This window comes from Pseudomonas sp. 910_21 (assembly GCF_052850735.1).
Map to the genome: position 1 here is coordinate 884,915 of NZ_VXCY01000002.1, position 14,720 is coordinate 899,634.

The following is a 14,720-nucleotide window of genomic DNA, read 5'->3' on the forward strand; positions in this document are numbered from 1 at the left end:
ACCTGATGATGAATATGCATGTTCCAGCCTCGAACAAGGCTGTTGATTCGGCCGCCAAGGCCAAGCGCACCCAGGCCGAATCTTCGAGTACCGCGATCTCTGCCCTGTGGCGCCCAGCGCTGATTCAGGCCTTCGTCAAGCTCGACCCTCGCCAGTTGCAACGTTCGCCAGTGATGTTGGTGGTGGAGTTGACGGCGATCCTGACCACCGTGCTGTGTTTCGTGCCGGATACTTCGGTACCGACGTTCGTCGCGGCACAGATTGCCCTCTGGCTGTGGTTCACCGTGCTCTTCGCCAACTTTGCCGAAGCCCTGGCAGAGGGTCGTGGCAAGGCCCGGGCCGACAGCCTCAAGGCCGGCAGCGAAGGCTTGAGTGCTCGTCGTCGCACCAGCGAAGGCACCTTTCAGGTGGTGCCGGCGATCAACCTGCGCAAAGGCGATGTGGTGCGGGTCCAAGCCGGGGAAATGATCCCGGGAGACGGCGAGGTGATCGAGGGCATTGCCGCGGTCAACGAGGCGGCGATCACTGGTGAGTCGGCGCCGGTGATCCGCGAGTCCGGTGGCGATCGCTCAGCGGTGACCGGCAACACCCGGCTGGTTTCCGATTGGCTGCTGGTGCGTATCACCAGCAATCCCGGCGAGTCGACCCTGGATCGCATGATCGCCCTGGTGGAAGGCGCCAAGCGCCAGAAGACCCCCAACGAAGTGGCCCTGGATATCCTGCTGATCGGCCTGACCCTGATCTTTCTGCTGGTGGTGGTGACCCTGCAGCCCTTCGCCCACTTCGCCAATGGCAGCCTGCCGCTGGTGTTCCTGGTGGCGCTATTGGTGACCCTGATTCCCACCACCATCGGCGGCCTGCTGTCGGCCATCGGTATTGCCGGGATGGATCGCCTGGTACGCCTCAATGTGATCGCCAAATCCGGGCGTGCAGTGGAGGCCGCGGGGGATGTGCACGTGTTGTTGCTGGACAAGACCGGCACCATCACCTTCGGCAACCGTCGTTGCAGCGCCATTCATCCCGCTCCCGGCGTGAACGCACGAGAACTGGCCGAAGCGGCATTGCTGGCTTCCCTGGCGGATGACACCGCCGAAGGCAAATCCATCGTCGAGTACCTGCGTGAACTTTATCCACAGCCTGAACCGGCCAGTGAAGTCTTGACTGCTGTGCCATTCAGTGCGGAAACCCGCCTGTCCGGCGTCGATTACCAGGGCCGGATCTATCGCAAGGGGGCGGTGGATTCGGTGCTGAACTTTGTCGGCCTCAAACGCAGCGACCTGGCGCCGGCCCTGTCCCGGGAAATCGACAAGATCGCCCAGAGCGGGGGTACTCCACTGCTGGTCTGCGGCGAAGGCCGGATGCTCGGGGCCATTCACCTCAAGGATGTGGTCAAGCCGGGTATCCGCGAACGTTTCGCCGAGTTGCGCAAGCTGGGGATTCGCACTGTCATGGTGACTGGCGACAACCCGCTGACCGCTGCCGCCATCGCTGCCGAAGCCGGGGTCGACGACGTACTGGCCGAAGCCACGCCGGAAAAGAAACTGGCGCGCATCCGTCATGAGCAGAACGACGGGCGCCTGGTGGCGATGTGCGGCGACGGTGCCAACGACGCCCCGGCACTGGCCCAGGCCGATGTCGGCATGGCGATGAACGACGGCACCCAGGCGGCCCGCGAGGCGGCCAACATGGTCGACCTGGACAGTGATCCGACCAAGCTGCTGGACGTGGTGCAGATCGGCAAGGAGCTGCTGGTGACCCGTGGCGCCTTGACCACCTTTTCCATCGCCAACGACGTCGCCAAGTACTTTGCCATTCTGCCGGCGCTGTTCGCGGCGATTTATCCACAGCTGGGTGTGCTCAACATCATGCACCTGACCAGCCCGCAGAGCGCGATTCTCTCGGCGATCGTATTCAACGCCCTGATCATCGTGGTGCTGATCCCTCTGGCGTTGCGCGGGGTCAGGGTCCAGGCCGCCAGTGCCGCCCACCTGCTGCGGCGCAACCTGCTGATCTACGGTGTGGGCGGGATAGTAGTGCCCTTTGTCGGGATCAAGCTGATCGACATGCTGCTGACCGCCTTGCACCTGGTGTAACCCGCCTGCGGCATTGAATGAATCGAGGATAGAGAAATGACTAGCGTATTGCGTCCGGCCTTGAGCCTGATTGTGTTGATGACACTGATTACCGGCGTGGCCTATCCACTGGTGGTCACCGGCGTGGCCCAGGTGGCATTCCCGGACCAGGCCAATGGCAGCCTGGTGCGTGATGCCCAGGGCAAGGTGCGTGGTTCGGCCCTGATCGCCCAGGATTTTGTTGGCGATGCCTGGTTTCATCCACGCCCATCGGCGGGAGCCTTTGCCACGGTGTCCAGTGGTGCCAGCAACCTGGCGCCGAGCAACCCGGCCTTGGCCACGCGGGTGATCGACGATGCCCAAAAGCTCCAGGTGCCAGGTCAAGGGCCGGTGCCACTGGCCTTGCTGACCACCTCTGGCAGTGGCCTTGATCCGCACTTGCCACCCGAGGCAATTGACTATCAACTGGCGCGGGTCGCGGCGGCGCGCAATCTGCCGGCGGCCAAGCTAGAGGCGCTGGTGCAGGCTCATACCGAGCGGCCGCTGGTGGGGCCGCCGGTGGTCAATGTACTGGCCCTGAATCAGGCCCTGGAGAATCTGTAACCGCTGCTGTTGGTATGGGTGACAGCGTCTAGAGTGCGGATTGAACTGAATGTTTTGTTGCAGAGAGATAACCCATGAGTGATTCCGGCCGCGCCGACGCGCTGCTTGCTGATCTGCCCCGGGATGGCCGCGGCCGGCTCAAGGTCTTTCTTGGCGCCGCTCCCGGCGTCGGCAAGACCTACGCCATGCTCCAGGCCGCCCACACGCAAATGCGCCAAGGGGTCAAAGTGCTCGCCGGGGTGGTGGAAACCCATGGTCGTGCCGAAACCGAAGCGCTGCTCAGCGGCTTGCCACAGCAGCCCCTGGTACGCTCGGAATACCGCGGGGTGCTGCTCGAAGAGATGGACCTGGACGGCCTGTTGAAGGCCAGGCCCAAGCTGGTACTGGTGGACGAACTGGCCCACAGCAATGCTCCGGGCAGCCGGCATGCCAAGCGCTGGCAGGATATCCAGGAGCTGCTGGCGGCGGGTATCGACGTGTTCACCACGGTCAATGTCCAGCACCTGGAGAGCCTCAACGATCAGGTGCGTGGCATCACCGGAGTCCAGGTCCGCGAGACGCTGCCCGACTGGGTGCTGCAGGAAGCCTACGAATTGCTGCTGGTGGACCTGCCGCCGCGAGAGCTGCTGGAGCGCCTGCGGGACGGCAAGGTCTATGTACCGGAGCAGGCGCGGGCGGCCATCGACGCCTTTTTCACCCAGACCAATCTCACCGCGTTGCGGGAGTTGGCGATGCAGACCGCTGCGGCTCAGGTGGATAACGACCTGGCCCTGGGCTATCGCCAATTGGGGCAAGCGGCCCCGGCGGTGCGTGGACGTTTGCTGGTGGGCATTGACGGCGATGCCCAGGCCGAGCGCCTGGTGCGGCATGCCAGTCGTGTGGCTCAGCGTCGGCATCTGCCCTGGAGCCTGGTGCATGTGGACAACGGTCGGCTGCGGGACGAGCAGTCGCGTCTGCGCTTGCAGGCGGCGCAGCAACTGGCGGAGCGCCTGGGAGGGGAGGTGGTCCTGCTGCGGGCTGGCGAGGTGGCCAAAACCCTGATCCAGCACGCCAGCGAACGCCGCGCCAGTTTGTTGCTGGTGGGGCAATCCAGCCGCCGCTGGCGTCGGCGCTGGTTTGGTGGCGGCCTGGCGGCGCGCCTCTTGCGTAATGCCGATGGCCTGGAAATCAATGTCCTGGACAGCGAGCCGCAACCCCATCAGCCGGGCTTGCGGGCCAAGCACTCGCTGCTGTGGTTCGACTATGCCCTGGCGCTGTTGGCGACCGTGTTGGCCAGTGCCCTGGCCTGGGGGGTGGCCAGTGTGCTGCCGTTGCCGAACATCTCTCTGGTGTTTCTTGCCGCGGTGTTGCTGGTGGCCGTGCGCAGCAGCCTGGGGCCGGCCCTGGCTTGCGCGGCGCTGTCGTTCCTGAGCTATGACTTTCTGTTTATCCCGCCGAGTTTCTCCTTTGCCATCCAGCGTGAAGAGGATGTGCTGACTTTGCTGTTTTTCCTGCTCATGGCCGCGCTCACCGGCAACCTTGCGGCGCGCCAGCGGCGGCAATTGCAGGCCCTACGCGAGACCCAGGAGGAAACCGGTGAACTGCTGGACCTGTCGCGCAAGCTCACCGCTGCCACTGACCGGCAAGCGGTGATCAGTGCTGCAGCTCAGCACCTGAATGGGCGTGACGAGTTGCGTATCTGTCTGCTCAATCGCGACGGGCAAGGCGGCTGGAAAGTCGAAACCGGTGGCTCGCCGCAGTTCTCCGAGGCTGAACGTGCGGCGGCCGATTGGGCCTGGCAGCACGATCAGCCCGCGGGGCTGGGAACCGGGACCTTGCCCTTCGGGCGCTGGTGGTGGTGGCCATTGTCGGTGGACGACGGCCCCTTGGGTTTGTTGGGTGTGTGTCCCAGGGAAGGCGAAGAGTTCAGTGGCCAGCGGCGCCGCTTGCTCACCGCCCTCAGCCAGCCCCTGGCCCAGGCGCTGGCCCGGGCGCGCCTGGCGGAGGATCTGGAGGCGGCGCGACTGCACGGTGAAACCGAGCAGTTACGCAGTGCCTTGCTGGCCTCGGTGTCCCACGATCTGCGCACACCGCTGACCTCGATGCGCGGCAGCATCGACAGCCTGTTGGCGCTGGGGGAGGCGATTCCCCTGGAAGACCGGCGAGAACTCCTGGAAGGCACCCGGGATGAGGCCGAGCGCCTGGATCGCTACATCCAGAACTTGCTGGACATGACCCGGCTCGGCCATGGCGCGTTGAAACTGGCTCGCGACTGGGTTGCGCCGGGGGACATAGTCGGCAGTGCCCTGAACCGCCTGCGTGCGGTGCTGGCGCCGCTGCAGGTGAGCACCGAATTGCCACCAGACCTGCCGTTGCTCCATGTGCATGCCGCCCTGATCGAGCAGGCACTGGTCAATGTCCTGGAGAACGCAGCGCGCTTTTCGCCAAACCAGGGTCGCCTGCAACTCAAGGTCAGTGCCGATGAGCACGAATTGAGTTTTGCCGTCAGCGATGAGGGCCCGGGGATTCCCGAGGACGAGCGGGCGAAGATCTTCGACATGTTCTACACCGCTGCCCGTGGCGATCGGGGCGGGCACGGAACGGGACTGGGGCTGGCGATCTGTCAGGGCATGGTTGGCGCCCACGGCGGGCATATCAGTGTCGCCGACGGTATTGACGGCCATGGCACTTGCATCGCCTTGCACTTGCCATTGCAAACCCAGCCGGAGCTTGAGCAGGATCTGTGAATACCTGTAGAACGCAGTCACGCCTCGCACCGCAAGCGCTACCCGGATTACCGGAGCAGCCTTGCGCTACTCTTTTGCCTCTTATTTGTCTTGAATTGAAACCATGAGCCAGACCGCGACCATCCTGGTCATCGACGACGAGCCGCAGATCCGCAAGTTCCTGCGCATCAGCTTGGCGTCCCAAGGATACAAAGTGATTGAAGCCGGTACCGGTACCGAGGGCCTGGCCCAGGCGGCGCTGAACAAGCCCGACTTGCTGGTGCTCGACCTGGGGCTGCCGGACATGGATGGCCAGCAGGTACTGCGCGAGTTTCGCGAGTGGTCGACGGTACCGGTGCTGGTGCTCTCGGTACGTGCCAGCGAGGTGCAGAAGGTCGAAGCCCTGGACGGTGGCGCCAACGATTATGTGACCAAGCCTTTCGGCATCCAGGAGTTCCTGGCACGCATCCGCGCCCTGTTGCGCCAGGCGCCGGCGGGGGAGGTACAGGAAGCGGCATTGCAGGTGGGGCCGCTGACGGTGGACCTGGCCTACCGTCGGATATTGCTGGATGGCCAGGAAGTGGCCCTGACGCGCAAGGAGTACGCCGTGCTGGCGCAACTGGCACGACACCCCGGGCGGGTGATCACCCAGCAGCAGCTGCTCAAGGACATCTGGGGGCCGACCCACACTGAGGACAGCCATTACCTGCGGATCGTGGTCGGGCATTTGCGCCAGAAACTGGCGGATGATCCGACCCAGCCACGGTTCATCGTTACCGAGGCGGGGGTTGGCTACCGTCTCTTGGGGGGAGAGCCCTGAGCCTCAGGGCCCGGAATATCGGGGCTTGCTACTGTTCCTGTTCGTAGCGGTCCAGGGTGTCGCTGGCGATTTCCCGACCCAGGGCGATCAGTTCCGGGGCCTTGTAGAACTCGAAGAACCGGCACACGCGCTTAGGCACGTTGATCAATATGTCCGGTGGGTAGCCGGCGATCTTGTACTGGGCCAGGGACGTCTGCATCACCTCGAAGCTCTGGTTCACCAAGTCCAGTAGCGAGGCCGGACCGACGTTGTCGATGATGAACGAACCGCTGGCGGACTTTGGGGCACCGTCAGTTTCTGGTGCAGCCGCCGGTTGCTGGGATTCCGGTTCGGCACCCTCGACCCAGGGATTGATCTCGGCGGCTTCGCTCTTGAAGGCTTCCTGTTCGAGCAGCAACAGTTGCTCGGCCTGTTTGCGCCGGAATGGCAAGTGCGAACCCAGGGAGTTGATCAGGCTGTCGAAGCGGCTTTTGAACGCCGGTGGGCGCTGGATCACCGGCAACTGATAATGGCGCTGGTTGGTGGAGTTGAGGTTGACTGCGATGATCAGGTCGCAATGGCTGGAGACCACCGGCACGATCGGCAGCGGGTTGAGCAGACCGCCGTCCACCAGCATGCGGTTGCCCTGCATCACCGGGGTGAACAGGCTGGGGATGGCTGCGGACGCGCGCATGGCTTGATGCAGGCAGCCTTCCTGGAACCAGATTTCCTGTTGGTTGGTCAGGTCGGTGGCTACTGCGGTGTAGGGAATGCGCAGGTCTTCGATATTCACTTCTCCGACGATCTTGCGGATCTGGCCAAAGACTTTCTCGCCGCGAATCGCCCCCAGGCGGAAGCTCACGTCCACCAGGCGCAGTACATCGAGGTAATCCAGGCTTTCGATCCACTCCCGATACTCGGCGAGCTTGCCTGCGGCGTAGATGCCGCCCACCACGGCGCCCATGGAGCAACCGGCGATGCAGGCGATGTCATACCCGCGTCTTTCGATTTCCTCGATGACCCCGATATGGGCGTACCCGCGAGCGCCCCCCGAGCCGAGGACCAATGCGACACGTTTGTTCATGATTCGTCCCTTCGCCAAACAGGTTGCAACAATGCACCCATAGCGCCCCGGGGTTCAATTGCTGATACGAGGCCGGACCTGCCCGGTGTTTTTTCCTAGGGGGTCTCGGGCCGTGCGGCTATGCTCCTGCGGCTATATTTTCCAAGGGATGAGTCAGGCACTTTTTTACGCTGTGATCGTCTTAACCTGTACGACTGTTTTCTTTTCTTGAGGTGTCATTGATGAAAGCCTGGATCTGCTTGCCCCTGATGGCATTGGTACTGACCGGTTGTGCAGGCAAGACCGCCTACCGCGACAGCTGCGGCACTCAGCTGGACGCCGCCTGGCACGAACTGGACCTGGCCAAGGCCGAAGGCTTCGCCGGCACTGTGAGTTACTCCAAGGCCTTGTCGTTGCTGACCGGCGCCAAGACTCAGCAGCAATTCGAAGCCTTTGAAGGTTGCACCAAGAAAGCCGAGAAGGCGCGCTTCTATATTCGTGAGTCCCGCGCCGGGCGCTGAGCCGCGCCAGCCGCTACGCTGAAGCGGTCAATCACCACCCCGGACCCGAATGACCTGGCGCAATGCCGTTCTTGGGCCTGGGGTGCCATTCTTGAGTCGGATAAGCCCATGTCGGGCTTGTGAGCCGTGTTGGGGAAAGCCAGATGTCTGCCTTGGTTGATCGATTGGTGGCTCAGATCCTGGGCCTGGAAGTGAGCTTGCTGGCTTGTCAGGCGCGCCTGTCTGCCGTCACCGATGCCGAGGCACTGCACGATTTGCGTATTACTGTGCGCCGCTTGCGCAGCTTGTTGCGTCCACTGCGCGGTTTGCCCGGTGTCGAGCAGTTGGAGGCCGCGGCCAGTGCGGTTGGACAGCTGACGACGCCGATTCGTGACCGTGAAGTGCTGGCGGCCTATCTGCATCAGCATGGTCTGCATGCTGCCGCCGAGCATCGCATTGCCCAGTTGGACGGGGAGTATTCGGCGATAGCAGCAGGGCCGCAGTTGGCGCAGTTGTTCCTGGTACTGGATGCGTTTCCGCGGTTTCTACGGGCTTCCGAGCGGCAGGGGCTGCTGCGTGGTTTACGGGGAAAGATTGAAAAGCGCTTGTCCAAGCAGTGGAAAGTCCTGGGAGAGGCGTTGCGCGATCCTGCCCATGATCGTCATCGCCTGCGACTGTTGATCAAGCGTGTGCGCTACGCCGCTGATGCCTACCCGGAACTGGATCGTTTGCCACCCCAAGCCATGAAACGCCTCAAGGCAGCCCAGGGAGCACTGGGCGATTGGCATGATTGCTGGCAATGGCTGGCTCAGGCCGAACAGCAGATGGACTTGCTGCCCTGTGTAGCCACTTGGCGTAAAACCATGCTCCAGTCCCAGGCCCGCGCCGACCAGGTGCTGGACAAGCTTCACGGCGCTTGCTTCAGGAACTGATCGCTGTTGTGCGGCTTATCTGTCCGCTGCTTTGGCCGGAATAGTGGCTGTGCGGCTCTACGACGCTGGTTAAGATCCCTGAGTCTATTTTTTGCCCCCCCGAGGTTTTCATGCGTTTTTACGATTTGCTTGAGGCCGTACGCGGCCAACCCCAGGCGCTGACCATTCCGGCCGAGTGGGCTCAGGGGCGCGCCAGTTTTGGTGGCCTGGTGGTTGCCTTGCAGTACGAAGCGATGCGGGCAAAGGTCCCGCTGGACAGGCCAGTACGCTCCCTGGCGGTCACCTTTGTCGGTCCAGTGTCACCGGATGTACCGGTCAGTTTTGAAGTGGATGTGCTGCGCGAAGGCAAGGCTGTCAGCCAGGTGCTGGGACGCGCCATGCAGGACGGCCAAGTGGTGACCTTGGTGCAGGGCAGTTTTGGCGCTTCCCGTGAGTCTGCGGTCAGTGTTGGCGCCCTACCGGCGCCTGAGATGAAGCATTGGGATGAGTGCCAGGAACTGCCCTACATCAAGGGCGTGACGCCGGAATTCATGCGTCATCTGGCAATGCGTTGGAGCATCGGCGGCATGCCCTTCACTGGCAACCGTTCCCGGGACATGGGGGGCTGGGTACGCCTGCGTGGGGATGTCAAGGAGGAACCAGTGACCGAGGCGCATATCCTGGCGCTGGTGGATGCCTGGCCGCCGGCCCTGTTGCCGCATTTGAACAAGCCTGCGGCGGGCAGCACCCTGACCTGGACCATCGAATTCGTCCAGCCGTTGTTGTCAGTCAGCACCCTGGACTGGTGCAAGTACCGGGTGGAAATCGAGCATGCCCGGGATGGTTACGGGCACGCCGCCGCAGCGTTGTGGAGTCCTGAGGGACAACTGATTGCCCTGAGCCGGCAGACGGTAACCATCTTCGCCTGAGCCTTCAGTGACGGTGGCGTTGCCGCCAGGCACCGCTGAGGACAAAGCGTGGAAAGGTCACGAACTGCTCCACCAGCAGGCGTTGTACCGCATCTTTGCGATCACTGAAGGGCTCGGAAGCTTGTGCCTCCAGGCTATGGCCGTGACGCTGCAAACCCAGGGCAGCCAGCACTCCGAGCACGCCAATGGCCAGGCTCAGGAAACTCAGCGAGAACACTCCCGAAGCAATCAACAGAAAACCGACGATAAACAGGGGGACGGCAATCAGGTGCAAAACCAGGTTGGTCGGATGCTGATGGTTTTGTGGGTAGACGCGCCATTGCCAGGCGGGGAGGTTGGGGTGACGTTTGCCCATGATGATCATCCTTAGTGCTTGAAAACTCATGAACCAAGAATAGGGCGCAGTCGGTTTGGCGGCGAATCAAGACTGGCTATCGGTTCGATAGCCAGTGGGTTGGGGGGCAAGTGGTTGCGATGGGGCGGTCGCTTATCCTGCCGGATCAGAGTTTCAACTGGCCGATGGCCTTGCTCAATTCGCCGGCCAGGGTCGCCAGTTCACTGCTGGTGGTGGCGGAAGCAACGGTCTGTTGCACGGTGTTTTCGGTGACATCGCGAATGCTGACCACCGCTCGGTTCATTTCTTCGGCCACCTGGCTCTGTTGTTCTGCGGCGACGGCGATCTGAGTGTTGCTTTCGCGCATCTGTGCCACCGCACCGGTAATTTCCGCCAGTGCCGCCCCGGCTTCCTGTGCCTGCTGCACGCAGTCGTCGGCCTTGAACGAGCTTTCCTGCATGAAGTCCACCGCATCGCGGGTGCCGGCTTGCAGGGCGGATACCATGCCGGTGATTTCGTCGGTGGAAGCCTGTACGCGCTTGGCCAGGTTGCGTACTTCATCTGCCACCACGGCAAAGCCGCGGCCCATTTCACCGGCTCGGGCGGCTTCGATGGCAGCGTTGAGCGCCAGCAGGTTGGTTTGTTCGGCGATGCTGTGGATGACGTTGACCACGCCGTTGATCTTCTGGCTGTCCTCGGCGAGTTTCTGAATCATCTCGGCGGTTTGCTGCACGCCACTGGACAGCCCGGCTATGGATTTTTGCACTCGGCCGACCACTTCATGGCCGGTGCCTGCCAGGGCGTCTGCGGTTTGCGACAGGTCCCGAGTGGCACCCGCATGCTGGGCAATGTGGTAGACGGTGGCGGACATCTCGTTGATGGCAGTGGCGGCCTGATCGGTTTCGCTCTGCTGGCCGAGCATGCCGTGGCGTACATCATTCATGCTCGAGGCCAGGCGCGCGGCGCCCTGATCCAACTGGCGAGCGGTATTGGCCACAGTATTCACCACCCGTTGATAACCGGCCTGCATGGCGTTGAAGGCGCTGGCCATCTGGCCCACTTCGTCCTTACAGGACAGCGGTACGCGGGCAGACAGGTCGCCGGTCTTCTCAACATGCAGCATGACGTCTTTGAGGGTATTGAGCTGGCTGAGGAGAAAGCGAATCAGCAACTGCGAGGCGCAGAGCATGGCGAACATCAGGATGAATACGGCCACCGCATAGTTGGTGAAGCGGTCGCTGAAAACCTGGGCCAGGCTTGGAGCATGGGCCAGTACTGCGACCTGCTGGCCGTCGGCGCGATGGACGACTTCGGCGCCCAGCAACGGGTTGGCACCGAACAGCGGCATGTGGTTGATCTCGATCCAGCCGTTGGCGCCGTTCAGCTCGGGCAACGTCTGGTCGTTGAAACTGGGCGTCTGTCCCTGGGAGAAAGTCAGTAGGTGTTCATCGGTGGGCAGGGGCTGTCCTGCAGGCCAGGCATTGAGCAGCAGGGCCTGGCTATGGGCGGCGGCTTGGGCGGTCTGGCTACGTGCCTGCTGCTCCAGTTGCACGGCGTACAGCACCAATAACAAGGTGGTCACAAAGGCGACCGCATTGACCGCCCAGAATTTGTATTTCAACGAGATATTGCTAAGCCAGGCACCCATAGAAGGTCTTCTCTGATTGAGCGAAACAGTATTGGCAAGGTGCCAGTATTGTGCCGCCATGATCTCGGAAAAATCTTGATATGAGTCAAGCAATCTCTGGCAAGCGGAAGAAAGCTCTGGAGCAGGCGGTGCTGTGGTTGGCCAGGTCTGTCGGGGTCTCTTCCCGGTGCAGTGCCACTTCCCTCAATACTTCAGTCAGGTAGGCCGGTTCGTTACGGCCGTTCTTCGGTTTTGGACGCAGGCTGCGCGGCAGCAGATAGGGGGCATCGCTTTCCAGCATCAGACGCCCGCGGGGGATGTTGCGCACCAGTGGGTGCAGGTGGGTGCCCCGGCGTTCGTCGCAGATCCAGCCGGTAATGCCGATGTGCAGGTCAAGATCAAGGTAACTGAACAGCGCCCGTTGTTCACCGGTGAAGCAATGCACCACGGCTGCTGGCAAACGGTCACGAAAGTCCCGCAGGATATCCAGCAGACGCTGATTGGCGTCGCGCTCGTGGAGGAACACCGGCAGTTGCAGCTCGGCCGCCAGGGCCAAGTGTTCTTCCAGGACTTTTTCCTGTTGTGGGCGGGGGGAGAAATCGCGATTGAAGTCCAGTCCGCATTCGCCCACTGCACGTACCCGTGGCTCGCTGAGCAGTGCACGCAGACGCCGGGAGCTGTCGGTATTCCAGTCACTGGCAGAGTGAGGGTGCAGGCCCGCGGTAGCGAACAGCCGCTGCCCGTTGCTGTCCAGTTGCTGGCACAGTTCCAGGGCCTGTTCGCTGCCTTCGACGCTGGTTCCGGTCAGGATTAATTGGCAGACCCCAGCCTCATAAGCACGATCGAGAACAGCTTGGTGTTTTTCGGCAAAACAGGGATTGGTCAGGTTGACGCCGATATCGATGAGTTGCATGGTGCTATCTCCGCCTGCGGCCGGAAAGCATATCAGAGCTGTAGATTTATAAGAAAAACCAAGAACTACAACGAGTTAACGCTGTCTTTTGCTGCCGGAAGAACGTGATGTCCAGGCTTTTTGCTGTCATTGCGCTTGTCTTTCGCACCCTGCCAGTGCTCATGGCGCTCTGTTTCTGTCGATCAATTCTTCAAAAAACGACGAAGGGTTGAACAGTATTCTTTGCGGAGAACGGATGACCCGACCCTCGATATTGCTCGCGCTGTGCCTGACGTTGTTGCTGCCAATGCCGGCCGTGGCGCGCTTGGCCGGGCCGTCGGAAACCCAGACTGCGGGAAAGGTCCGCGACCTGGCGGAGATCCGCAGCAGTCGTGTGCTGCGGGTACTGGTCAATCAGAGCCGCAATAGTTCCGGTGAAGTCCAGGGCCAGGCCATTGGCGTCGAGTACCATCGTCTGCGCTCGTTCGAGCAGTATCTCAACGGCCATGCCCGTGACGGCCAGGAAATCAGCCTCAAGATCATCCCCAAAGCCAAGGATCAACTGCTGGGCGCCTTGCAGCGAGGAGAAGGGGACCTGGTAGCACCCGGGGAATTGTTGGAGGCCCAGCCAGGGCATGCGGTCAGTTCCAGCGACCCGATCGTCAGCAATGTTCCCTTACTGTTGGTGGGGATCAAGGGCGAGCGTCGTTATACGCGTATCGAACAGTTGTCCGGCAAGACCTTGACCCTGACCACCGGCAGCGCCGCCGGGGACGCGGTGAGCCAGATCAATCAGAAACTGGCACTGCATAAGCTGGCGCCGATCAAGGTCGAGTGGGTGGACCCCAGTCTGGCGGTGGAGGATGTGCTGGAAATGGTCCAGGGCGGGATCTTTCACCTGACCATTGTCGAGCAGCCGATTGCCGAGCGTTGGAGCAAGATCCTGCCCAAGTTGCGTTTTGACAAGCAATTGAAGATCAGTGAACCGGGAGAGGAGCATTGGTTTGTTCGGCGCGATGCCTCGATGTTGCGGGCAAGCATCGATCGTTTCCTCAAGACCTATAAAACCCCGGCGGACCAGGATGTAGCCTTCCTGCGCATCTACCGCCGCCAATACCAGGTGCATTACCCCCTGGCTCGTGCCGATCGACAGCGCCTGGAAAAGCTTCGGCCGGTGCTGCAGAAGCATGCAGGGGAGCAGGGTATGGACTGGCTGAATCTGGCGGCCCTGGCCTTCAAGGAGTCGGCGTTGCAGCCCAACGCCAGGAGCGGCAGCGGCCCAACCGGACTGATGCAGATCACCCCTTCGGCGGCGCAGCGGGTCGGGGTCAACAATATCCAGTCGCTGGACAACAATGTTCAGGCCGGGGCCAAGTACCTGGCGATGATCCGCCGCAAGTTCTTCGCCAGCCCCAAGCTCAACGAGCGCGAGCGTATGGCGTTCGTCCTGGCGGCCTACAATATGGGCCCGGAACGGGTACAGGGAATGCGCAGCGAGGCCCGGCGCCGCGGATTGAATCCCAATCAATGGTTCTTCCAGGTTGAGCGTATTGCCATGGAGCAGGTGGGCATGGGCGCGGTCAGCTATGTTAATAGCGTCAATAAATACTATCTGGCGTTTGACCGCGAGCGAGACTCTCTGGAGCCTCCGGAACGAAAAGTTGTGTCTCGAAAATGATCGAAAAAACTGATTTTTATCTTGGGTTTTTTGCGCTTTTAACATGATAAAAGCTGATTAATATGGCGACCAACTTCCCCACCTTACACAGGACTACAGAACATGAGCACACTGATCAAAAACCTACTGAGTACTCGCGCCGGTTACGGCTTGACCGTTTTACGGATCTTCGTCGGCATCATCTTTGCGGCCCACGGTTCGCAGAAACTCTTTGGCTGGTTCGGGGGTGGTGGTCTGGCGGGAACGGCTCAGTGGATGGAAAGCATAGGCCTGGCTCCTGGCTATCTGATGGCGTTGTTGGCAGGTGGTACCGAGTTCTTCGCTGGCTTGGCGCTGGTGATTGGTCTGCTTGCGCGTCCGGCAGCCTTGGGCTTGTCCTTCACCTTGCTGGTGGCGATCTTCTCGGTGCATATCGGCAACGGTTTGTTCATGGCCAATAACGGTTATGAGTTCGCCCTGGCTCTGCTGGGCGGTACTGTCGCGGTCCTGTTCGAAGGGGCTGGCAAGTTGTCTGTGGATGCAGCAATAACCAAGTGACCTGATGGGCTTGATTCATCTGCCAAGGCGGTCTCCGGAGGCTCTGGATCAACTGCCAGGAAAATTTTCA

13 protein-coding genes are annotated in these 14,720 nt (G+C 61.6%); 9 read left to right on the plus strand and 4 right to left on the minus strand.

The window, feature by feature from the left end:
• Positions 1-14: 14 nt before the first annotated feature.
• From kdpB to FW796_RS09250, 4 genes are all read left to right on the plus strand, one after another.
• Complete coding sequence (gene kdpB / locus FW796_RS09235; protein ID WP_346632558.1) at positions 15-2,093, plus strand: potassium-transporting ATPase subunit KdpB; 2,079 nt, start codon at positions 15-17, stop codon at positions 2,091-2,093.
• A gap of 36 nt (positions 2,094-2,129) precedes the next feature.
• The gene (gene kdpC / locus FW796_RS09240) at positions 2,130-2,675 is read left to right on the plus strand and encodes a potassium-transporting ATPase subunit KdpC (protein WP_446439267.1); all 546 of its coding nucleotides are present in this window, start codon (positions 2,130-2,132) and stop codon (positions 2,673-2,675) included.
• Between the two features lie 74 nt (positions 2,676-2,749).
• Positions 2,750-5,401, plus strand: a complete 2,652-nt coding sequence (locus FW796_RS09245) for a DUF4118 domain-containing protein (protein WP_404937450.1) — start codon at positions 2,750-2,752, stop codon at positions 5,399-5,401.
• A gap of 103 nt (positions 5,402-5,504) precedes the next feature.
• Positions 5,505-6,200, plus strand: coding sequence for a response regulator (locus FW796_RS09250; protein ID WP_346632185.1), 696 nt, complete (start codon positions 5,505-5,507; stop codon positions 6,198-6,200).
• A gap of 28 nt (positions 6,201-6,228) precedes the next feature.
• Here the strand turns inward: FW796_RS09250 and FW796_RS09255 are convergent, their stop codons facing one another.
• Positions 6,229-7,263: a patatin-like phospholipase family protein gene (locus tag FW796_RS09255; protein ID WP_123727037.1), complete on the minus strand. Its 1,035-nt coding sequence runs from the start codon at positions 7,261-7,263 to the stop codon at positions 6,229-6,231.
• 221 nt (positions 7,264-7,484) lie between these two features.
• Between FW796_RS09255 and FW796_RS09260 the strand changes: the two genes are divergently transcribed.
• From FW796_RS09260 to FW796_RS09270, 3 genes are all read left to right on the plus strand, one after another.
• Positions 7,485-7,763: a hypothetical protein gene (locus tag FW796_RS09260; RefSeq protein ID WP_213665776.1), complete on the plus strand. Its 279-nt coding sequence runs from the start codon at positions 7,485-7,487 to the stop codon at positions 7,761-7,763.
• Between the two features lie 143 nt (positions 7,764-7,906).
• Entirely contained in the window at positions 7,907-8,674 is a 768-nt protein-coding gene (locus tag FW796_RS09265) for a CHAD domain-containing protein (protein WP_346632184.1), read from the plus strand.
• A 110-nt stretch (positions 8,675-8,784) separates the two neighbouring features.
• On the plus strand, positions 8,785-9,582 hold the full coding sequence (locus tag FW796_RS09270) for an acyl-CoA thioesterase (protein WP_346632183.1): 798 nt from the start codon (positions 8,785-8,787) through the stop codon (positions 9,580-9,582).
• A gap of 4 nt (positions 9,583-9,586) precedes the next feature.
• On the opposite strand, the gene FW796_RS09275 is transcribed toward FW796_RS09270, so the two are convergent.
• The 3 genes from FW796_RS09275 to FW796_RS09285 form a co-directional block, all read right to left on the minus strand.
• Positions 9,587-9,937: a terminase gene (locus FW796_RS09275; RefSeq protein WP_446439268.1), complete on the minus strand. Its 351-nt coding sequence runs from the start codon at positions 9,935-9,937 to the stop codon at positions 9,587-9,589.
• Between the two features lie 145 nt (positions 9,938-10,082).
• A complete protein-coding gene (locus tag FW796_RS09280; protein ID WP_446439269.1) occupies positions 10,083-11,564 on the minus strand; it encodes a methyl-accepting chemotaxis protein in 1,482 nt (493 codons plus the stop codon).
• An 85-nt stretch (positions 11,565-11,649) separates the two neighbouring features.
• Complete coding sequence (locus FW796_RS09285; protein WP_346632180.1) at positions 11,650-12,456, minus strand: TatD family hydrolase; 807 nt, start codon at positions 12,454-12,456, stop codon at positions 11,650-11,652.
• Between the two features lie 235 nt (positions 12,457-12,691).
• Between FW796_RS09285 and FW796_RS09290 the strand changes: the two genes are divergently transcribed.
• Together FW796_RS09290 and FW796_RS09295 are read left to right on the plus strand one after the other, a co-directional pair.
• A complete protein-coding gene (locus tag FW796_RS09290) occupies positions 12,692-14,113 on the plus strand; it encodes a transglycosylase SLT domain-containing protein (RefSeq protein ID WP_346632179.1) in 1,422 nt (473 codons plus the stop codon).
• Between the two features lie 102 nt (positions 14,114-14,215).
• A complete protein-coding gene (locus FW796_RS09295) occupies positions 14,216-14,650 on the plus strand; it encodes a DoxX family protein (RefSeq protein ID WP_346632178.1) in 435 nt (144 codons plus the stop codon).
• The last annotated feature ends 70 nt before the right edge of the window (positions 14,651-14,720 follow it).